Consider the following 20,562-nt stretch of genomic DNA (forward strand, 5'->3'; position numbering starts at 1 on the left):
ATAATATAAGTTTGATAACTAATTTAGATAGACCAATTATTCACATTCAAGATAGGAATCAGTATAAATTGTGATGTTAATCAGTATTTAGCGGTATGGACTACACCAGCGTAAGCGAATCAACTTATTACACTATTTTTGAAGCTTGTCAGGAAGGAATTCTTGTGGTTAACAAAGGTGGGGTCATAGAGATCACCAACCACGCACTCCGGGAGATGTTTGGATATGAAAAGAACGAACTGGAGGGAAAAACAGTAGAATCACTGATTCCAAGAAATTATCATTCAGACCATGTGACACACAGGGATCGCTACATTAAAAATCCGGTTCCACGCAAGATGGGGCACGGGCGGGATTTGGTCGGACTTCGAAAGGACAATACAATATTCCCCGTGGAAGCCAGCCTGAGTACAGTACAACTTTACGGTGAAGAGCATACAGTAGCATATATTATAGATATCACGCCGCGCAAGGAAATGGAAGACGCGCTGAAGCGCAGCGAAGAACAGTTGGTTGCATATGCCACGGAGCTGGAGAAGCGTGTCAAGGCACGAACTGAACAGTTATTAAGTGCAAATAAGGAGCTTGAAGAAGAAATGACTGTTCGTAAGCAAGCGGAAACCGAAGCCAAAAAAGCCCTTGAACGGGAGCGGGAATTGAATGAATTGAAGTCCAGATTTGTTTCGATGGCCAGTCATGAATTCAGAACACCACTCTCGACCATCAAGTCATCAGCATCCTTAATCGAAAAATACAAAAATTCCGACCTGGCCGATAAAAGGGAACGTCATGTACTTAAGATAAAGAATTCGATCGACCACCTGAATGACATCCTTGATGACTTTCTGTCACTGGCCAGACTTGAGGAAGGAAAGATCAGCACGACCTTTATCCCTGTAAACCTTAAGTCAATTCTGGAGGACATCAGCGAGGAATTGAACACGATTCTGAAACCCGGTCAAAAGATATCCATTGAAACCAAACTTACAGAGCCCGTTATCAGTGACGCCAAGATCATTAAAAACATACTGATCAACCTGCTTTCGAATGCAACTAAGTACTCACCGGATAATTCAGAAATTGTAATTGGTGCCCATCATACTGATAAAAACCTGGAGCTTCGCGTGAAAGATGCAGGTATGGGAATACCCAAAGAGGATCAGAGTCATTTATTTGAACGCTTTTTCAGAGCACATAATGCACTCAATATTCAGGGAACCGGTTTGGGGTTACATATCGTTCAGAAATATGTCGATTTGTTGGGCGGTATTATTACCTTTGAAAGTATTGAGAATGAGGGTACCACCTTTATTGTAACTATACCGAAAACATCACATGAGAAGAATTCTGATCATTGAAGATAACGCTGATATCAGGGAAAACATTTCAGAAATACTCGAGCTAGCCGGTTACGAGACCATTACCGCCCCCGATGGTAAACGAGGAATTGAAATTGCCCAGCAGGAGCTGCCCGACCTGATCATATGTGATATTATGATGCCGGAGCTTGATGGATATGGCGTTCTTCACATTCTGAATAAGCGGGAAGAAACCGCACGGATTCCGTTCATTTTCCTGACCGCAAAAACGGAACGTGCGGATATGCGCAAGGGTATGGTAATGGGTGCAGATGACTACATTACCAAGCCGTTTGATGATACCGAACTTATGGATGCGATCGAGGCCCGTCTCAAAAAACAGGATTTGGTTAAGAAGGAATATGAATCCGGAGCCGATGGAATCAAGGACTTCATCAAGGATGTCAAGGATCTGTTCCATTACATTGAAGATAAAGATTTACATAAGGTCAGGTCCTATCGCAAAAAAAATGATGTTTACCAGGCCGGAGATTATCCTCATCACCTGTATTACGTTCAATCCGGCAAAATCAAGACATTTCGAACCAACCTGGATGGAAAGGAACTGATTACAGGGATTTATTCCAAAGGTGACTTTCTGGGGTATGAAGCCATTCTTAAAAATGAATCCTTCTCCGACCATGCCATGGCACTGGAAGACAGCGAATTGCTGATTATCCCCCGTGATGTATTTCAGCAGCTCGTGCTGGCCAACCGGGATATCGCACAGAAGTTCATTGAATTATTGTCACAGAAAGTGGATGAAAAAGAGGAGCAGCTTCTGCACCTGGCATACAACACGGTTCGTCAACGCACGGCGGAAGCGTTACTTACTCTTTACAATAAAATGGATGATCCGGATCATACCTTAAAAATTTCCCGCGAAGACCTCAGCAATATGGTGGGAACAGCAACGGAATCGGTAATCCGTGTTATCTCCGATTTTAAGGACGAAGGAATTCTCGACTCCCAGGGCGGAAAACTTACCATTAAGGAAAAGGAGAAGCTCGAGCAAATCATGAAGTGGCATATCGCCCGTTAATCAGCGACAGATCGTCATTTCTTCCGGGATTCCGATCGATTGAAGCGCGGGACTGAGGTAGGGAATATCCAATGCCAGCCCACGCAGAATAAACAGTATACCGAATGCAATGGCGAGTACAGGTATGGCCCTGGCTGCTTGTACCCTGAATTTTGCCGGAAGAAATCCGGAAGATGCAACAGCTCCTGAAAGCCATGGAACCGTTCCCAGTCCGAAACCCAGCATGAATAAAAAGGCATTTCCACTATTTCCAAGGGCCAGTGATCCCGTCAGTGCTACGTAAACAAGTCCACAGGGAAGCATGCCATTCAGCATTCCACCAGCGATGGACTTAAAGCGGCCGGTGCGCTGAAGAAGAGTTCTGAATTTCTTAACCGGGTCATTTTGCAATGATATGGAGTAAAACCTCGCACGTGCCGCCGGCAAAACGGTAATTAAAATCATTACCACACCCATGGCAACCGATATCCAGCGCTGAAACCCAAACCAAGCCAGCCCGTCGCCAAGTGCCCCCACAAAAACACCCAGTAACACATAGACTGATAGTCTGCCGGCGTGATAAAGAAGGGTCTGCGTTACATTTCGTTTGGGCTGCAAGGCAAATACAACAGGTGTACACATTAGAATGCAATGCATACCTCCTACCAGACCAAGAATAAAGCCCGTTCCGAACATGTTTACAGGTTTACAATCTCTTCCAGATAAAAATCATCACCGGCTACTGACCAGCTCAGCTTTACTTTCCATAAGCCCTGCTCCCAGTCATTAACAGCGATATTCAATTTTCCAGACGCCGGAAATGACACACGCTTATCCATACTTGCATCCGAAGGTCTGAAAAACAAAATTTCACCGGAGTCGACCGTGCTGTCAAAAACATCAATAGTTATTACCCCGGAATTCCGGTCGAGAATGATTTCGGGCTGTTTTTCCAGTTTCCTGGTACGCTCCATCCGATCAATCTGATCCTGATAGGCAAGTTCCTGTTCGTAATAGTCGGCAGAAACCAGGCTAATATCCTGGTTCATGCTTATGACAACCATGGTAACAATAATGCCTATAAATATGACAAAACTGATTGCTATCTTATATCCCCAATTCATAGTTCGTGCGTTTTAATCCGACAAATTCGCCGGTCCCAAAAATTTAATGTTTTTTGTCTCAATTTCCTTACCGTTACCCATGACGGTCACCTTTAATGGAGTTTGCATTCCCTGCAGTCCGGATTTAGGGATGGTTATGAAAAAGATTCCTTCTGAAAGTTCATTCGGCGGGACAATCATCGTATCTCCACCCACTTTCTCAATTTTTGCCCCGGCAGCACCATCAACGATCAACTCGATCGTCATTTCCTCACTCGTCTTATTTATAAACTGAATATTAAAAAGATTTGAAATGTCACCATTTTCCTGTCGCTGGTACAGCTGACCCGGCACCTTGAGTATGGTAGCTTCTACCTCAGATCTTGTAAATAAAAAGAAACTCAGAACCGAGACAAGCAGGATTAACACAGCTGTATATGCTTTCACACGCGTTGTAAAGAGCTTTGTTTTACCCTGAGCGATAGACTCATGTGAGGCATAACGAATGAGTCCGCGTGGCCGGTCCACCTTATCCATTACTTCGTCACAAGCATCAATACAGGCTGTACAGTTTACGCATTCAAGCTGTGTGCCATTACGGATATCGATTCCGGTCGGACATGCGTGAACGCACAATTTACAATCGATACAATCACCCTTGCTTTGATCTGCTTCTTTGTTCTTACTGATCTTTCCCCTTGGTTCACCACGAAGCCAGTCGTAGGCGATAACGATGGATTTAGTGTCGAGCAAAACGCCTTGTAGCCGTCCATACGGACAAACAGCGACGCAGGCCTGTTCGCGGAAATAGGCAAAAACCCAGTAAAAAATCCCGGTAAAAGCCATCAATCCGATGAAACCGGTAAGATGTTCCGTTGGAGGCTGTGATACAATTTCCTTAACCTCTTCAATACCAATCAGGTAAGCCATCACAGTATGGGAGATCAGAATGGCGATCGCCAGAAAAATAACATGTTTTAATGTTTTTTTCCAGATCTTCTCAGTGTTCCAGGGGCCTTTATCGAGTTTCCGCTGCTTATTCGCATCTCCTTCTATCCAGTATTCAATCTTTCGGAATACCATTTCCATGAACAGGGTTTGCGGACAAGCCCACCCACACCAAATCCGGCCGAAAGAAACCGTAAAAAGAATGATAAAAACAAAAAGGGTAATAAGTAACAATGCCAGGAGGAAGAAGTCCTGAGGCCAGAAAATCTGTCCCAGGATCACGAACTTCCTGTCGAAGAAATTCAGCATCAGCAACGGCTCCCCGCCTATCTTAATGAAAGGCCCGGCAAAAAGAATTCCCAGTAACACGATGGTTACCAGGATTCTGTAATTATGAAAGCGGCCAGCCGGTTTTTTCGGGTAAACCCAGATGCGCTTACCCTCGGCATCAACCGTTGCGATGGTATCCCGAAACTCCTCGTCGAACTGATAAAGTTCCTCCGTTCCCTGGCTTTGATTCATATCTAACGTATCGCAACAGTCTGCACACTATCCGGCAAGGCCTCTTCTGTAGGTTCGCCGGCCCGGTACACCTCACCTTGAGGTGCTTTTGGATTAGGTGGATTTGTTCCTACCATGCTCATCACATATGAGGCAACATTCTGCATTTGCTCCGGCGAGAGCAATGGTTCCCAGGATATCATTCCTTTGGCAGGAACACCAACCTTGATTGTTGTAAAAATATCCTGAATTGAACCGCCGTGAAGCCAGTATTCGTCGGTTAGGTTAGGGCCAATACTCCCTCCCCCGTCGGAACGGTGGCACTGTGAACAGTTATTGTCATATACCTGCTTCCCGCTTGCCAGTGCCGCGGCGTCTTCAACATACTGAACAGTTGATTCATCAATTGCCAGTTTCGGAGAATCCTTCAACCTCATAGCCTTCAGTGCCTCAGCTTCTGCAATCTGATTATCATATTCCTCCTGTTGCAATGGCAGCGTATCGGTTACGTGATAAACAAACAGATAAACAACACCGAATGCGATGGTCATGTAGAACAACCATTTCCACCATGGCGGCAGGTGGTTGTCCAGCTCCTGAATACCGTCGTAGTTATGATCCAGCAATACAGTTTCCTCCTCCTCAATCGGGACTGCATCACTTGCCTTTCTCATGAAGCGGCTCCAGAATGAAACAGGTTCGGGTAATTCGATGCCCTGAACCGCTGCCTTTTTCTCATCCTCCTGGCGGACGATTGTCTTCAGCACCTGCAGTACTATCACGGCTACAACCAAAACCAGAACAGCCACAACCAGCACGAATCCTGCCATAAAGTATATGGCCGTGTCGGTTGAAATAGTTGCGTCCTGAGCCATAAGTGCTCCCGGAGCAAGAATCCCAAGGGTGAGCAACAGTCGTTTAATTGTATTTTTCATGAGTGTTCAGGGTTTTGATTAGTAATTTGACCATCATCCATCGGGAGCTGACGCATTTCATTTATATAATTCTTGTCGGCTCGAACCACCCATATGATCAGTCCTACAAAAAAGACGAAGAAGATGGTGAGCGAAATTATAGGCCATATCTCGACCTTATCTATTTGTTCAAAATAATGCTTAAACATGGCTTATTTGTTTGTATTTACCTGACTTGTCGCATCTTCCGCTTTAAGGGTAATATCAGTACCCAGACGCTGCAGATATGCGATCAGTGCTATTATTTCCTTTTGTTTTTCCGGCACAACCACGAGTTCGCCATCATCTGTTGCCAGGGTAACCTGATCCAGGTCCTCACTTAAATTGGCAACGATCAATTCGGCCTGCTCCATGAGCGCTGTGTTGGCAATTTCTTCAAATCCTTCCGCGTACGGAACACCAACTTTGCGAAGCGCCGTAATCTTTCCGGCCGTGGCATCCATATCAATGTCGTCTGTATACAACCATTGATAGGTTGGCATAATGGAACCTTCCGAAGTAAGAGAGGGCTGCCACATGTGTCTGAAATGCCATGAATTCAAATATTTGCCGCCGATCCTGTGCAAATCCGGGCCAGTTCGTTTAGAGCCCCAAAGGAACGGGTGATCATATACAAATTCTCCCGCTTTGGAGTATTCGCCGTAACGTTCTGTTTCAGATCTGAAAGGTCGAACCATCTGCGTATGGCAGCTGACGCAGCCCTCGCGGATGTAGATATCGCGTCCATGTAATTCCAGAGGCGAGTACGGTTTCACACTGGAAATCGTAGGGACGTTCGATTCAATAAGGAAAGTAGGAACCATTTCAATAATACCGCCGATAAGTATGGCAACGAGCGTCAATACGGTAAACAGTACCGGCTTACGCTCAAGCTTGCTGTGCCAGTGGCCATCCTGATGTTTCGGAGCACTTTCAAGTGCAGGTGCCTCAGCAGCTTCATTCGCAATGAATGAACCTTGTGCGGCAGTCTTAATCAGGTTATAGGTCATAATAATAGCCCCTGTGAGGTACAACGCTCCGCCAATCGCACGCAGCACGTACATCGGAAGAATCTGTACAACTGTTTCCAGGAAGTTTTTGTATTCAAGGAAACCATCTGCATTGAATTCTTTCCACATCAAAGACTGGGTAACACCAGCAACGTACATCGGAAGGGCATAAAAGATGATCCCGAGTGTTCCGATCCAGAAATGGACATTCGCCAGACGGGTAGAGAATAGTTTTGTGCCCCACATTTTTGGGATCAGCCAGTAGAGCATTCCAAAGATCAAAAATCCGTTCCATCCTAATCCACCAATATGAACGTGAGCTACAATCCAGTCGGTGAAGTGCGCAATCGCATTCACATTCTTGAGCGACAGCATCGGACCTTCGAAGGTTGACATACCGTAAGCGGTAACAGCAACCACCATGAATTTCAAAACCGGATCTTCACGAACACGGTCCCATGCTCCGCGCAGGGTCAAAAGACCGTTCAGCATACCTCCCCAGCTTGGGGCAATCAGCATCACCGAAAATACAACTCCAAGCGACTGTGCCCAATCGGGAAGTGAAGTATAGAGAAGGTGGTGAGGTCCTGCCCAGATGTAAATGAAAATCAGAGACCAGAAATGGATGATGGATAATTTATATGAATAAACCGGGCGGTTAGCCGCCTTGGGCAGGTAATAGTACATAAGTCCGAGGAACGGAGTCGTCAGGAAGAAGGCCACTGCATTATGACCGTACCACCACTGAACGAGTGCATCCTGAACGCCCGCGAAAGCAGAATAGCTTTTGAAAAGGGTTACCGGCATTTCAAATGAATTGACAACATGCAGAACAGCAACGGTGACAAAAGTGGCGATGTAGAACCAAATCGCCACATACATGTGTTTCTCACGCCGCTTGATAATGGTACCGATCATGTTAATCCCAAAAACCACCCAGATGAGGGTAATAGCGATGTCGATTGGCCATTCAAGCTCCGCATATTCCTTGGATGTAGTGATGCCCAGCGGAAGTGTGATGGCTGCAGCGACAATGATCAACTGCCAGCCCCAGAAATTGATCCAGCTTAACAAGTCACTGAACATTCGGGTTTTTAGCAATCGCTGCATGGAGTAATAGACTCCGGCGAACATCGCGTTCCCAACAAAGGCGAAAATGATCGCGTTGGTGTGAAGGGGCCTGATCCTGCCAAAACTGACATAGGAAGTGTCAAAATTAAAGACCGGATAAAAAAGCTGAATGGCCGCGGTAAGACCCACCAGCATGCCTACAAGGCCAAAGATTACCGTTGCGACGATAAAGTATTTTACGATCTTGTTATCGTAGCTGAACTGCTCTACTTTCATAATGCATTTTTTAAAATATAGTTGTTACGAAGGTAAAGAGCGGGCGCCGCACATGCTGATGACCGAGGTTAGCGCTAAACATGATTTAAATCATAGAGGAAGAATTAATAATTCCTGACATTCCATAAATACCAAATCGCGATGCTCGGAAAACTTAATTCTTTTCAATGTGAAAGACTTTTCCTGTCGGAAACCTATGGCAGGCTGGGTTGCCATTCGGAAGACCGAACCTACGTTATTCCGGTCTCCTATGTTTATTCAGATGGAAAAATTTACGGGTATACCATTGAGGGGCTGAAAATTGAAATGATGCGTAAAAATCCCAAGGTCTGCATCCAGGTAGACCATATCGAAGACCTGGCCCACTGGCAAAGTGTAATTGCATGGGGAGAATTCAGAGAATTGAAGGGCAAAGAAGCGGATGATGCCATACACCTACTTACCAACCGGTTGCATCCGTTCAGAAACTCATCTACTTCACGGCCTAAGCATGGCCTCGAACGCGTACAGGAATCTTATAGTCCGAATTCCCGAATGATTGCCTATGAAATAACGATCAGTGAAATGACGGGACGATTTGAAAAATCTCAATAATCAGCTTTTAACCTCCAGCAGTTCCACATCGCCCTCAGCCGGGATCAGTTTAATTTCCTTCATCGATGCCGGTATCAGGATCACGTCTCCCATACTCGCCGACATATGGTCATCCTGCCAATCCAGCTTCAACGAACCCCGCAGAATAATCAGGATTCGAAATGTCTGCCGGTTTATTCCCAAATGAATTGGTTGATCCAGCCAGAGTTTTGCCGTCGTAAAGTATTCACTATCTACGATTGTGTTTTCCTCATTGCGAAGATTCACATACCGGGTCTTATACTGGTCGTAAAGCATAAAATCCAGGGCTTCAAGTGATTGTTCCACATGCAGCTCCCGCTTATTTCCCATATCATCGGTACGGTCGAAATCATATATGCGGTAGGTTACATCCGAGGTTTGCTGAATTTCAGCCAGCAGTATACCCTTGCCGATGGTATGAATCCGTCCGGCAGGAATAAAAAATACATCACCCGGCTCGGCGGTTTCCCGGTTCAGGATTTCTTCGATCCTGCCTGTCTCCAGCATGGATTGAAACTTCTCCTTATCAAGCGGTTGGTTGAATCCTGTTATCAGTGTGGAACCCGGATCTGACTGAATGATGTACCACATCTCAGTCTTTCCCATTTGCTGATGACGCTCCCATGCAAGTTGATTATCCGGATGCACCTGGATGGAAAGGTCATCCTGCGCATCTAAAAATTTGATCAGTAATGGAAATTCATCCTTGTACCTGGCATATACCTTCTTCCCCAACAGGGCCGACCTGTATTCATGGATAAGATGATCCAGTCGCTTGCCCTTTAATGGACCCTCAGCCACAACCGATATATTGTTATCAACGGTTGAAATCTCCCATGATTCACCACATTTCCCGATATCACCGCATTTCTTATGCAGAATATCGTGTAATTTCCTTCCTCCCCAGATCTTTTCCTTGAAAATTGGGTTAAAACGTAATGGATATAAAGGTATCAAATCAATAAAGCCGTTCTCTTAAAAAACAGGTATCCTAGACACAAGACCGTCCTAAATAGTTAATTTTGTGCCATGAAAATAGCTAAACTTTCGGGAAATGCCGAAATATTTCATACCATCCAGGGCGAGGGAAAATCCTCCGGTCTACCCTGTATATTTCTCAGACTGAGTCTTTGTAACCTGCATTGTACATGGTGCGATACAGATTATACCTGGAATTGGGAAGGAACGCCGTTTTCACATGTGAACGATACTCAACCCGGATATAAAAAATTTTCGAAGGAAGAGCAGATCCTCGAGGCAGGAATTGAATATCTTCTGGAGGAAATCTCGAAATTCAATTGCCCGAATCTGGTGGTTACCGGGGGTGAGCCGCTGATGCAGCAGAAGGATCTGGCAGTGCTTCTGCAAGCCCTCAGGGAAGAAAAGATCATTGAACACATCGAAATAGAGACCAACGGCACCCTGATGCCGATTGCTGACCTGGACCTTCAGGTTGATCAATATAATGTTTCACCCAAACTTACAAATTCCGGCAACCCGGATAAACTGAGGATTCGCCCTGAAATCCTTGATTGGTTTGCGCGATCGCCAAAGGCTAATTTTAAATTTGTTTGCGCCGCCCCTAAAGATCTTTACGAAATAGAGGAACTGATCCGTTCCTTCGGAATTCCTTCAAATAAAGTTATCCTGATGCCCCTGGGGACGAGCATTGACTCATTGGATGAACGTGAGAAATGGCTGACTGAAATTTGCAAAAACAAAGGATTCCGATTCAGCGACCGAATGCATATCCGGTTGTTCGGAAACAAGCGTGGCGTATGACCCTATCTCAGGGAACCCTTGAATTCTATCTTGATCTTTAGCTGAAATTTTTCTATTACCTTGAATACTTCCTTGAGTGTGACCTGTTCAATTTTTGTAAGACTCTTTGGTTCAATAAAATTATTAGGCTCACCGATTTTTCTGATCACATTTTTAGCTTGCCGCTTCAGGCGCATTGCCATCATGTAATAGTAGGCCTGCATCAATTCGAAATGTTCCGCTTTGGTAATAATGTCCTGTTCATATAATTCCACCAGCCGCTCACCCGTATTCGTCTGGTAAATCCGATGCTTCAGTGCGTATAACCGAACCAGGTCAACGATCGGAGTCATGGCCTTTTTGATATTCAATACCTCCTGTTCACCCTGTGAAAAGGTTCTGAAATTCTTAAAAAAAGTAAGGGGCGGCTCGTACTGAAGCGCATTGTTGGCCAGCTGATAGAAGAACATGGCAGACGGGCTGGCAAGATGCTCATGAATAGAAGCGCGCAGTGATGCCATAAGGCTGATGTCCCCGTAAATCGCGCGGCAATCAAAAAAGGTTGAGAAATTCATCACCGATTCCGGCTGAGGTTCGCCAATCCATTTCTCATAATTGGATTTCCAGGCCGATAACGGCTGATTCCATTTAGGATTCCTGGCCATGAATCCACCTGTACAGAAATGAAAACCAACATAATTAAGATTTTCACTTACCTTTTCGGCCAGACGCATGAAATAGGCATGAACCTCCTCCTCCTTTCCTGCCTCCGGATCCTGATAAATAATGGCATTATCCTGATCGGTCTTTAGGGTCTGTTCCTTTCGACCTTCACTTCCCAGGGCCATAAAAACAAAGTTCACCGGGGGCTCACCAAATTCATGTAATGCCTCCTCAACGATTTTATGGGTAATAGAATCAGATACGGCGGTAATTACCTGATTTACGATTTCGGCCCGCACACCACGCGATAAGAGTTGAAAAACAATGTCAGGAACACGATTCCATTTCTTCTTCAGTTCATCCAGCGAAACCGCCAGCTTTACCGACTGGATAAAAACAAACGGGGAAGTCGCATAATCGGTGAGCAACTTGTTTCTGCTCACAACACCCTTATATCCTTTCTCATTAGTTACAAGCAGGTAACGGATCTTCGACCTGAACATGAGCAGAATTGCTTCGTAGATAAGGGCATCCTCGGAAATCTCCACAATCGGGTTTTCCATTATTTCCTGTACAGGATCTGAAATATTTATTCCGGTGGCAATTACCTTTTCACGAAGTGTGATGTCTGTCACAAAACCCAGAAGTTCATTGTTTTCCGCCACAAATACATAACTCGTTTTTTCACTCGTCATGTAGCGAGCCGCTTCCTGAATGCTTTTATCGGGCGATATGGTATGCAGCCTCTTTACCGGAATCGTCTTGAGTGATTTCGAAAAGAAATGATCAGACGCAATGTAATTGGCAACCTCATTACTCTTGACGCGCAGAAAACCCGCGTATTCCTCGTTCAGCATGTTTCGCCCAAAATCCGTAGAGAACCAACGGGCAAAATCCTCATATTTTACCGTAAGATCCTTGAAGATATTCCGGTCAAGGGTATAAATTGTTGTGTCCGGCTGAACTGTAACCGTCCGGATGCTTCGTTTTTTGTTAAATAGCACAGAAATTCCACCATATACCGATCCCGGACCGATCTGTTCAACAACCCGCTTATTGCGATCAGAGTCATAAAAATAGAGTTCATAGGATCCTTCTGCTATCAGATCGATACTCTTCATTTTTGTATAATCCTGGTGATAAAGGACCTTTTCCTTATCGAAATGATGCTTTTCCATGAGGGCCGCCAGGTGCACCAATTCATCTTCAGGAAGCATATCAAAGGGAATTGACATGCGCAGAACTTCTTCCGGTGTAATTACAGCACCCATAATTGAATTAATGTTAGTAGTATCAGGAATAAAGCAAGGCCGCACCCGGTTTTTTTCTCCTTATTTTCGGTCATTCTGTGCTGTTGCTGAATGATCTGGTCAGACACTTCCCCTCTTCTCAATAATTCGAAAAATACCTCAGCGGTAGCATTTACGTCCACCAAAGCATTATGTGCTCCCTGTAGTTTCCGCTTGAATAACATCTGATAAATTTCCCCAAGCTGTGGATAATGCCGGTTGGGCAGATGCATATATTCTGAAGTACCCCGCATTGTGCAAAAGGTTTGATATCCTGCAAGGATGTTCTTCATGCCAGCGCGTTTGAGCCCCATCTGAACCATGCGCAAATCAAGTTCGATAAAATGACCCACAATAAGCGGCTTGTAATGGCGCAGGTCTGTCGTAAACCGTCTGAGTGCCTCTTTTCTGGATATACCTTCCCGACTGGCAAGATCTTCAGAAATTCCGTGTATGTGCTCAGCCCGCTGTTTGATCTCAAAATCATCCGGCCGGATGATTACGTTTCGTTCAACAAGTTTGTTGCCCCTGAGATCACATACAAGCCATGCGGCCTGAACAATATAGGGCCACATCCGTTCATCTTTCGAATTCCAATTCTTTGGTTTATCGGAAGTTTCCGTATCAAGGAACAAGACATATTGATGCGAAAGCATAACCAAAGATACACCATTGCCACAGTTGGAAACAAACCATAATTATTGATTAACTTAGTATAATGTTCGACAGAATTGATGATGCCTCTGATATAGTCCTCAACAAGCTGCTTTCCTGGCGTGACAGCATCGTTAGCATGTTCCCCAATTTTGTGATTGCAATAATTGTAGTCCTGATTTTTTATGGACTGTCCCGGCTGATAAGGAAATTACTGCAGCGTGTACTTCACCGGTTTGTTGATAACAAATCGGCAATCGATCTTTTCCTGGCGATTTCTTCGATCATAATCATGCTCATAGGAATGATGATCGCGCTTAGCGTAATGGATCTGAGCAAAACCGTCACCAGTGTACTTGCCGGTATCGGGGTACTGGGGCTTGCCCTTGGACTGGCTTTTCAGGATGCCGCATCGAATCTTATAAGTGGCATATTTATGGCCTTTCAAAGTCCTATCAGCGTTGGAGATATCATTGAAACCAACGACATACTGGGTACAGTGAAGCAAATTCACCTTCGCTCCACCACAATATTTGATCCCCGCGGACAGGATGTGATCATTCCTAACCGAACCATTTTTCAGAATATATACCGTCACTATAACATCAACCGGGTTCGCAGAATAGACCTTGAATGCGGTATCAGCTATGGGGATAATCTGCGGAAGGTTCGGGAGGTTTCCATCGAAGCAATCAGCAAAGTTCCGACGATCAAGAAAGACCGTGAAGTAGAATTCTTTTTTACCGGGTTTGGTGACAGCTCCATTAATTTTGTTGTTCGGTACTGGATTGACTTCAAACGAATCCCTGATTACATGACAGCTCAAAGTGAAGGTGTTATACTTCTAAAGGAAGCATTCGATCAGAATGGCATTACCATACCATTCCCGATTCGTACACTGGATTTTGGAATCAAAGGCGGCAAGACGCTGGCCACAATGTTCCCCGATCAGAAATAGTGTAACTGTTCAGGGGCACCAAATCTGCTTTCATACATTCACTGTAGCAGACATAAGACTGAGCATGTGTTAATAGTACGTTGGATTGAAAGCGGCAATAAAAAAGGCCACCCGGTTGGGACGGCCTTTCGATTGGCAAGATCAGGATGGATCAGAATACCGCCTTTACACCCAGCATAAAGCTCCTTGGTAAACCAGGACGCAATCCTGCAGGCCTTCTCGCAACCAGGTAGACTTCATCGGTTATATTCCGTATCGATCCAAAAACAGAAATATTCTTGTTGATGAAATAGTTTGATGACAAATCGACTACAAACTGTGATCCAATTATTTGATTGTCCGGGATTTCACCCTGACCAGCAACGGTGCGCATGTCACTGATATATTTCGAACTGAGATTCACATTAAATCGTGTACTTTCAAGGGTAACATTTACTGCCAGCTGATGAGGCGCCATATAGGGCAGCTTATCTCCTTCCTGCACATTACCCCAAGGCTCAAATTCACTTTCAAATGTATTTCTGAACTCTCCGTCGGTGTAAGTATAGACCAGCTGAATCGGCAGTGCCAGTTTATTGTTAACCGGAAGGATATTATAGGTTAAATCCAGTTCCACTCCCTTCACAAGGGCTTGACCACCATTGAATTGATCCGGTGTACCGGCCCCTCCTGAGGCAGCAAGGTCACTACCGAGTAAATTACTGTAATCATTCAGGAACACAACACCATTAACTTCGAGTCCGGCAAACCCATATCTTCCGCCAAGCTCATAATTGATGCTCTCTTCAGGCTCAGTACCTTCACGCGATCCCGGAGGAGAAAATCCCTTGTGAACCCCTATAAATGTATTGAGCCTGCTGCTCAATTTATAATCAACCGACAGCCCCGGGATGAAAATACCTACGATGTTTTCAGAAACAGAAAGCGATGTGCCGGTGCGCTCAGGATCATTAGAGCCATAATCCTCACGCTTAACGCTTATATGTTCATATCGCAAGCCAGGTGTGAAGGTATATCTTCCATTACTCAGGGTATATTGGGCGAAGGTTGCTATGGCGTTTGCAGATTCAATCCGGTTGCTTTCCGTCCCGGGCTCGCCTGATTTGATGAGCTCCATGATTCCGTCACCCATGACATACTCATCAACCCACTGATACCGATCCATCTCATCCCGGTGAATTCGAATGCCCGCTTCGATATCATGCGTCCATTGGGGCGACTGGTACTGCAATCCAATAATCGACTGTACACCTTTGGAGTAGTAGGATCTGTTATTGGCCTTCACTAAAAGGGTATCCATACCCGATCCCCGGATGGTTGACATGGCACTTGTATAATCCCCTGGATTATCGAGTATTGAAGCAATACCTACAGAGGTTGAGCCATTCCCAGGGTCGTTGAATCGAACCTTATCCAGCTTATACCAGTTCCTGTCAAACTGAGTCATGTAAGCAGTTGTAGTCACATCAATATGGTTATTCGGACTAATCACATGCTGAAGACTGAATTGGCGATGACGTGTGTCCATCAGATCCTTCTGTGATCCGGCATATCGCCGGTAAGGCGTTTGATCAAAATCTTCCTGGGTAAGGCCAAGGTATGTCTCATTGGATTCACCGGTAGTCTGTCCGATTTTAAACATCAGAGCCTGGTAAACCGGAGCATCTGGATTGGTATTGATCCTGAATTTCGCAAGGTAATCACGTGAATCAAAACCAGTATCCCCTCCATTATCCAACTCCTTAAATCCGTCGGCCGACATCTGGTAGGTTTCAACCATGAACCCGCCATTCTTAAAGGACGTCCCAACATTGGCATGCACAGTACGCTGGCCGAAATTACCACCAAGTATATTGATTCTTCCCTCCAGTTCATTGGGGATCTGGGTAGAAATGAGATTTAATGCGCCTCCTGTGGTATACGGACCATATTTAATCTGACTGGAACCCTTCCTTACCTCTATTCCCTGCATCCTTCCAACAGTGGGAAAATAATATGCCGCAGGTGCGGCATAAGGTGCCGGGGCAATCAGTATACCATCTTCCATAAGGGTTATCTTGGAACTTCGTTCCACACCGGTTCCCCGCATTCCGATATTTGGACGCAGACCAAACCCTTCCTCTTCCTGAATATTGATCCCGGGTATACTTCTCAGAATGCGGTTGATGTCTGAATAGCTGAATTTCTCGAGTTCCTTTGGTGAAATATATTGTGCCGAACCCGGTACGGAATTCACTCCGGAGGCACCACCTGTCATGCTGGTTCCACGGATAATTACCCCTGAAATTTCTGTAAAGTTCTCAGATAACTTAAAATCAATTGAAACTTCACTTGACCCATCAAGGGTCAGGTTGAGCTTCTTGATATCATAACCCAACAGGCGTGCCACCAACACGTAATTACCCACGGGCACATTCTTTATTTCATAGTTGCCTGCTGCCGATGATGAGGATCCGAAAGATGTTCCTTCCAGGTAAACTGCCACTCCCTGCAATGGCATATTATCTCCCTTTTGATGTACCGTTCCGCGTATCGTAATTTCCTGTGAGATAGCACCGAATGCCAGCAGATACAACATCAGACCCAACAGTAAACGTTTTTGCATCTTATTTTATTTAGACTGATTAAAAATAATAAGGCAAAGATAGTTTTACCGTTGCAAGTCAAGCAAGCTTATTTAGAATTATTTTAAACGATTTCAGCGGAAACTGACGAAGATCATGAGTTGATTAATCCGGGAAATGATTGCGATAATCTTCCTGGCTCTTCCGGATCACTTCCTGGGCTTCTTCCAGTCCGTATATGTGGGTTATTTCAATGTGTTTACTCGCTTTTTCACCAGGAATCTGCTTATACGTCAGAAAATAATGTCGCAGGCGATCGATAAGTGAATCCGGGCATTCTTCTAACGATTTCCAGTGATGAAAAACCTCATCCCCTTTCAGAATGGCAATGATCTTATCATCCGCTTCCCCCCCATCAATCATTCGCAATCCTCCAATGGGTATGGCAGGTACGAGGATGTATCCACTGGCAATGTTTCGTTCGGTGAGCACGCAGATATCAAGCGGATCCCCGTCCCCGACAATATCAGTTTTACTGGATTTCTCCATACAATAGGATGCTACATGTTCGGCACAATAAGTCTGTGGGATGAATCCATAGAGCGCCGGCACGATATTGGAGAATTTCTGGGGCCTGTCAACCTTGAGAAAGCCGCTTTCCTTGTCGATCTCATATTTAACTGAATCGTTGGGTGTCATTTCTATAAATGCATTAACGATCAAGGGGGCATCCGGGCCGGCTTGGATTCCATGCCAGGGGTGTGCCATATGGATATGTTTATTCATCGATCAAGAAATTCTGGTCTGTAAAATTAGTTTTTCAACGGCTCGTCCTAAACGCCGGACATGAAAAGCAGTGGTTGATTTTTGTAAATTACTGAAATATAGTATATTCGTTGGGTTATCTGACCATTTTTTAATTTAACGAGTCAAACGGCCGTATAACGAAAATAAGTTTGTTTGGTAATTAAAAGGGTGACCTTCTCCGAATTGTTACCTAGATTTGCCGATATCAGGATTTTTTAACCTAATATACCCATGAGAACGACCATATTAGTACTATCTGCCCTCGTCTTATTTGCATTAGGAGCTCAAGCACAAACGCTGGATGAACAATTCCAGGGAATGAAAAAGAAAGCGTACTCTTATAAAGAGTATAAAAACATTAAGGAGACTGACCTTAATGAATTCTGGAAAGTTGTGCAGGATTCACTCAAGACAAAGGATCAGGCGTATGCCACGGCGCAGGGTACTATCACCGCCCAAAACCAGAAAATCAACGAACTCAACTCGACCATTACTACGCAAAAAGCAACGATCGATGAAAAAGAATTTGATACACAGCATATTTCAGTGCTGGGTATGGATATGGGCAAGGAATCGTACAAAATGTTTAATATGGTCTCTATCATCGCTCTTCTCTTTTTACTGGGAGTACTGTTTTATCAGTTCAAAAGCAGTCAGAAAATAGCGGTAAGCAAGAAAAAGGATTACGATAAGCTTTCTGAAGAATTTGAAGAGTATAAACGCAATGCACTGGAGAAGCAGATGAAATTACGCAGGGAGCTTCAAACAGAACGTAACAGGATTGACGATATCCGAAGCGCATAGAAAGAATACAAACTGACAGAAATAAAAAAAGGAGCGAAATCGCTCCTTATTTGTTATTAACTGACCTTATTCATTATCCCAGGTACGGGATCAACAATTCATTCTTAGGGTTTCTGGAAAGCTTACGTAGTGCTTTTTCCTTGATCTGACGAACGCGTTCCCGCGTAAGGCCAAGATTCTCCCCGATATCTTCCAGAGAAAGACTCGGCTGCTCATCCAGCCCGAAGTACTGATTGATCACAATCCTTTCACGTTCGGTGAGCGTCGACAACAATCTGCTTACTTCCCGTTTCAGTGAATCGTTGTATACCAGTGTATCAACTTCGTTGCTGTCCTCATCTTCCATCACATCAAGCAATGTACTTCCTTCGTCATCCGAGAAGGGCTTATCAATAGAAACCTGTTTTGTCTGTGAACGTACTGTAGTACGTACTTCATCCACTGTCATATCCAGTAATTCGGCTAACTCTTCATCAGTTGGTTCGCGCTCAAACTGCTGCTCAAGTATCGAACTTGCCTGATCAATTTTAGAGAGCGCACCGATTTTATTACTAGGTATCCTTACAATACGTGAGTGTTCTGCCAATGCCTGAATAATTGACTGGCGAATCCACCAAACCGCATACGATATAAATTTAAAACCCCGCTTCTCATCAAATCTCTTTGCCGCTTTCACCAATCCAAGGTTTCCTTCATTAATAAGATCATTCAAAGGAATCTTATTGGAATAATGATACTGCTTCGCTACTGAAACCACAAATCTTAAATTCGCCTTAACCAGCTTCTCAAGGGCCGCCTCATCACCTTCACGGATACGCTGGGCTAAATCCACCTCCTCTTCCGGCGTTAACAGTTCATCCTTAGAGATTTCATTAAAATACTTCTCTAAAGTACGACTGTCCCTGTTAGTAATGGATTGTGTGATTTTTAGTTGTCTCATTCTCCTTTGTTTATTGAATAATTATGATGTGAATATAACATGCCAGTAGTTAGAACATTTTATCTGGAAAAATGTTCCCAAACTATTGGAAAAAAGAATCTTTATTGGAATTTTTGTTGGTTTATACAAAGTTGTCCTTCCCGAAGGTCCATTTCCGAAAACTTCGCAATGTAGTAATTTTATCTGAATTGGAAAGTAACAAAAGTTACAAACCTTCAAATTTTGTCTGCGAAATGTCAATATTCAACAAGAACGGTATTTTGATCGAAAAAATTGCAATGGATTGGAAATATAAAATTCAACATTCTTTAGCTTTGGAATCAGCTCAATGCCGAATCGCATTTTAATGAAACAAATTCTGGCTTTACTTTTCTTGCTTCTCACCGTCTTTATTGCGAACGCACAGCAATCTGCTGATCAGCTTTTTGAACGGGGATACAATTACCTGACAGCCGACAGAAGTAAGGCAATAGAACTATTAAGTGAATGTATTAAAGAAGATCCTGCCTACGAGAAAGCGTATTATCACCGGGGCATCGCCTATTTCAAAAACGGGGAATATGAAAAGGCGCTGGCCGACTTCAACAAAGCCCAGGAGTTAAGTCCGAAATTATCCATACTCTGGATGTATAAAGGGTTCACCTACCGCAACATGGGCAAACTTGACGAAGCGGTTAACAGTTTTTCCAACTACATTTCAAAAAACCCGACGGACACAAGTGCTTATTCCTACATCCTTCGGGGCAGAATGAAATATGAACTCGGCGATTTTCAGGGGGCAGTGAAAGATTATGACCTTGCCATACGGCTACGCCCCTTCGAGGAAAAATATCAATATTATCGTTTTATTGCCCTGTACGACAACGGTCAGTATAAGGAGGCGCTGGAAGCGGTCCGAAGGCTTACCGTGCTGAACCAGGACTTTTATGGTTATTATTACTACAAGGGCAATGTATTTCAAAAGCTTGGACGGTACGACTCCGCTGTCTTTATGTACAATATTGCAATCCTTAAAAATTCACGGAATGCGGATTCATACTTTGGCCGGGGAAAAGCCTATCTTGAACTTTACCGACCGGACCGGGCCGAAGAGGATCTGTCAAAAGCAATAGAACTGGATCCGAAGGAACCCTCCTATTACGCCGAGCGAGGAAACATCAGGTATTCCGAGAATGACCTGGAAGGTGCATGTGCCGACTGGAATACGGCAAACAGTATGGGATATTACAAGGATTACTCTACCTTCAGGGAACGATGTGAGTAGCA

At 44.4% G+C, this 20,562-nt stretch carries 19 protein-coding genes; 7 read left to right on the forward strand and 12 right to left on the reverse strand.

Features of this window, described 5'->3' with window-relative positions; genetic code table 11:
* The first annotated feature begins 95 nt into the window (after positions 1-95).
* Complete coding sequence (locus tag LDX50_RS00150; RefSeq protein ID WP_225696373.1) at positions 96-1,358, forward strand: PAS domain-containing sensor histidine kinase; 1,263 nt, start codon at positions 96-98, stop codon at positions 1,356-1,358.
* Positions 1,336-2,400, forward strand: a complete 1,065-nt coding sequence (locus LDX50_RS00155; protein WP_225696374.1) for a response regulator — start codon at positions 1,336-1,338, stop codon at positions 2,398-2,400. Before LDX50_RS00150 ends, LDX50_RS00155 begins: the two co-directional genes overlap by 23 nt.
* Here LDX50_RS00155 and LDX50_RS00160 read toward each other — a convergent pair whose 3' ends face one another.
* The 6 genes from LDX50_RS00160 to ccoN are packed head-to-tail and all read right to left on the reverse strand — an operon-like array spanning position 2,401 to position 8,241.
* Positions 2,401-3,075 (reverse strand): sulfite exporter TauE/SafE family protein, encoded by a 675-nt coding sequence (locus LDX50_RS00160; RefSeq protein ID WP_225696375.1) that lies wholly within the window; start codon positions 3,073-3,075, stop codon positions 2,401-2,403.
* Between the two features lie 2 nt (positions 3,076-3,077).
* Positions 3,078-3,503, reverse strand: coding sequence for a FixH family protein (locus LDX50_RS00165; protein WP_225696376.1), 426 nt, complete (start codon positions 3,501-3,503; stop codon positions 3,078-3,080).
* Between the two features lie 12 nt (positions 3,504-3,515).
* Positions 3,516-4,952, reverse strand: coding sequence for a cytochrome c oxidase accessory protein CcoG (gene ccoG, locus LDX50_RS00170; RefSeq protein ID WP_225696377.1), 1,437 nt, complete (start codon positions 4,950-4,952; stop codon positions 3,516-3,518).
* 2 nt (positions 4,953-4,954) lie between these two features.
* Positions 4,955-5,866, reverse strand: a complete 912-nt coding sequence (locus LDX50_RS00175) for a cbb3-type cytochrome c oxidase N-terminal domain-containing protein (RefSeq protein WP_225696378.1) — start codon at positions 5,864-5,866, stop codon at positions 4,955-4,957.
* On the reverse strand, positions 5,863-6,054 hold the full coding sequence (locus tag LDX50_RS00180; protein ID WP_225696379.1) for a cytochrome C oxidase Cbb3: 192 nt from the start codon (positions 6,052-6,054) through the stop codon (positions 5,863-5,865). Before LDX50_RS00180 ends, LDX50_RS00175 begins: the two co-directional genes overlap by 4 nt.
* A gap of 3 nt (positions 6,055-6,057) precedes the next feature.
* Positions 6,058-8,241: a cytochrome-c oxidase, cbb3-type subunit I gene (gene ccoN / locus LDX50_RS00185; protein ID WP_225696380.1), complete on the reverse strand. Its 2,184-nt coding sequence runs from the start codon at positions 8,239-8,241 to the stop codon at positions 6,058-6,060.
* A 141-nt stretch (positions 8,242-8,382) separates the two neighbouring features.
* Here ccoN and LDX50_RS00190 point away from each other — a divergent pair, with 141 nt between their 5' ends.
* Complete coding sequence (locus tag LDX50_RS00190) at positions 8,383-8,835, forward strand: pyridoxamine 5'-phosphate oxidase family protein (RefSeq protein ID WP_225696381.1); 453 nt, start codon at positions 8,383-8,385, stop codon at positions 8,833-8,835.
* On the opposite strand, the gene LDX50_RS00195 is transcribed toward LDX50_RS00190, so the two are convergent.
* Positions 8,836-9,813 (reverse strand): type I phosphomannose isomerase catalytic subunit, encoded by a 978-nt coding sequence (locus LDX50_RS00195; RefSeq protein WP_225696382.1) that lies wholly within the window; start codon positions 9,811-9,813, stop codon positions 8,836-8,838. It abuts the gene before it with no gap.
* A 72-nt stretch (positions 9,814-9,885) separates the two neighbouring features.
* Between LDX50_RS00195 and LDX50_RS00200 the strand changes: the two genes are divergently transcribed.
* Positions 9,886-10,638, forward strand: coding sequence for a 7-carboxy-7-deazaguanine synthase QueE (locus LDX50_RS00200; RefSeq protein WP_225696383.1), 753 nt, complete (start codon positions 9,886-9,888; stop codon positions 10,636-10,638).
* Positions 10,639-10,640: 2 nt separating this feature from the next.
* On the opposite strand, the gene LDX50_RS00205 is transcribed toward LDX50_RS00200, so the two are convergent.
* Positions 10,641-12,551 carry a DUF294 nucleotidyltransferase-like domain-containing protein gene (locus LDX50_RS00205; RefSeq protein ID WP_225696384.1) on the reverse strand — a complete coding sequence of 637 codons (1,911 nt, stop codon included), beginning with the start codon at positions 12,549-12,551 and terminating at the stop codon, positions 10,641-10,643.
* A complete protein-coding gene (locus LDX50_RS00210) occupies positions 12,539-13,225 on the reverse strand; it encodes a 3'-5' exonuclease (RefSeq protein WP_225696385.1) in 687 nt (228 codons plus the stop codon). The genes LDX50_RS00205 and LDX50_RS00210 overlap by 13 nt, the downstream gene beginning before the upstream one ends.
* 62 nt (positions 13,226-13,287) lie before the next feature.
* Here LDX50_RS00210 and LDX50_RS00215 point away from each other — a divergent pair, with 62 nt between their 5' ends.
* Positions 13,288-14,181: a mechanosensitive ion channel family protein gene (locus LDX50_RS00215; protein WP_225696386.1), complete on the forward strand. Its 894-nt coding sequence runs from the start codon at positions 13,288-13,290 to the stop codon at positions 14,179-14,181.
* Between the two features lie 151 nt (positions 14,182-14,332).
* Here the strand turns inward: LDX50_RS00215 and LDX50_RS00220 are convergent, their stop codons facing one another.
* Entirely contained in the window at positions 14,333-16,786 is a 2,454-nt protein-coding gene (locus tag LDX50_RS00220; RefSeq protein ID WP_225696387.1) for a TonB-dependent receptor domain-containing protein, read from the reverse strand.
* A 124-nt stretch (positions 16,787-16,910) separates the two neighbouring features.
* The gene (locus LDX50_RS00225) at positions 16,911-17,531 is read right to left on the reverse strand and encodes an inorganic pyrophosphatase (RefSeq protein ID WP_225696388.1); all 621 of its coding nucleotides are present in this window, start codon (positions 17,529-17,531) and stop codon (positions 16,911-16,913) included.
* Between the two features lie 252 nt (positions 17,532-17,783).
* Between LDX50_RS00225 and LDX50_RS00230 the strand changes: the two genes are divergently transcribed.
* Positions 17,784-18,356: a hypothetical protein gene (locus LDX50_RS00230; protein WP_225696389.1), complete on the forward strand. Its 573-nt coding sequence runs from the start codon at positions 17,784-17,786 to the stop codon at positions 18,354-18,356.
* Between the two features lie 73 nt (positions 18,357-18,429).
* Here LDX50_RS00230 and LDX50_RS00235 read toward each other — a convergent pair whose 3' ends face one another.
* On the reverse strand, positions 18,430-19,296 hold the full coding sequence (locus tag LDX50_RS00235) for a sigma-70 family RNA polymerase sigma factor (RefSeq protein WP_225696390.1): 867 nt from the start codon (positions 19,294-19,296) through the stop codon (positions 18,430-18,432).
* Positions 19,297-19,642: 346 nt separating this feature from the next.
* Between LDX50_RS00235 and LDX50_RS00240 the strand changes: the two genes are divergently transcribed.
* The gene (locus LDX50_RS00240; protein WP_225696391.1) at positions 19,643-20,560 is read left to right on the forward strand and encodes a tetratricopeptide repeat protein; all 918 of its coding nucleotides are present in this window, start codon (positions 19,643-19,645) and stop codon (positions 20,558-20,560) included.
* Positions 20,561-20,562: the final 2 nt, after the last annotated feature.

This window comes from Fulvivirga sedimenti, from assembly GCF_020328055.1.

Excerpts from the sequence above, each read along its gene's own strand:
- LDX50_RS00150 (WP_225696373.1), top strand. The coding sequence starts at position 96 with ATGGACTACACCAGCGTAAGCGAATCAACTTATTACACTATTTTTGAA.
- LDX50_RS00155 (WP_225696374.1), top strand. The coding sequence starts at position 1,336 with ATGAGAAGAATTCTGATCATTGAAGATAACGCTGATATCAGGGAAAAC.
- LDX50_RS00160 (WP_225696375.1), bottom strand. The coding sequence starts at position 3,075 with ATGTTCGGAACGGGCTTTATTCTTGGTCTGGTAGGAGGTATGCATTGC.
- LDX50_RS00165 (WP_225696376.1), bottom strand. The coding sequence starts at position 3,503 with ATGAATTGGGGATATAAGATAGCAATCAGTTTTGTCATATTTATAGGC.
- ccoG (WP_225696377.1), bottom strand. The coding sequence starts at position 4,952 with ATGAATCAAAGCCAGGGAACGGAGGAACTTTATCAGTTCGACGAGGAG.
- LDX50_RS00175 (WP_225696378.1), bottom strand. The coding sequence starts at position 5,866 with ATGAAAAATACAATTAAACGACTGTTGCTCACCCTTGGGATTCTTGCT.
- LDX50_RS00180 (WP_225696379.1), bottom strand. The coding sequence starts at position 6,054 with ATGTTTAAGCATTATTTTGAACAAATAGATAAGGTCGAGATATGGCCT.
- ccoN (WP_225696380.1), bottom strand. The coding sequence starts at position 8,241 with ATGAAAGTAGAGCAGTTCAGCTACGATAACAAGATCGTAAAATACTTT.
- LDX50_RS00190 (WP_225696381.1), top strand. The coding sequence starts at position 8,383 with ATGCTCGGAAAACTTAATTCTTTTCAATGTGAAAGACTTTTCCTGTCG.
- LDX50_RS00200 (WP_225696383.1), top strand. The coding sequence starts at position 9,886 with ATGAAAATAGCTAAACTTTCGGGAAATGCCGAAATATTTCATACCATC.
- LDX50_RS00205 (WP_225696384.1), bottom strand. The coding sequence starts at position 12,551 with ATGGGTGCTGTAATTACACCGGAAGAAGTTCTGCGCATGTCAATTCCC.
- LDX50_RS00210 (WP_225696385.1), bottom strand. The coding sequence starts at position 13,225 with ATGCTTTCGCATCAATATGTCTTGTTCCTTGATACGGAAACTTCCGAT.
- LDX50_RS00215 (WP_225696386.1), top strand. The coding sequence starts at position 13,288 with ATGTTCGACAGAATTGATGATGCCTCTGATATAGTCCTCAACAAGCTG.
- LDX50_RS00220 (WP_225696387.1), bottom strand. The coding sequence starts at position 16,786 with ATGCAAAAACGTTTACTGTTGGGTCTGATGTTGTATCTGCTGGCATTC.
- LDX50_RS00225 (WP_225696388.1), bottom strand. The coding sequence starts at position 17,531 with ATGAATAAACATATCCATATGGCACACCCCTGGCATGGAATCCAAGCC.
- LDX50_RS00230 (WP_225696389.1), top strand. The coding sequence starts at position 17,784 with ATGAGAACGACCATATTAGTACTATCTGCCCTCGTCTTATTTGCATTA.
- LDX50_RS00235 (WP_225696390.1), bottom strand. The coding sequence starts at position 19,296 with ATGAGACAACTAAAAATCACACAATCCATTACTAACAGGGACAGTCGT.
- LDX50_RS00240 (WP_225696391.1), top strand. The coding sequence starts at position 19,643 with ATGAAACAAATTCTGGCTTTACTTTTCTTGCTTCTCACCGTCTTTATT.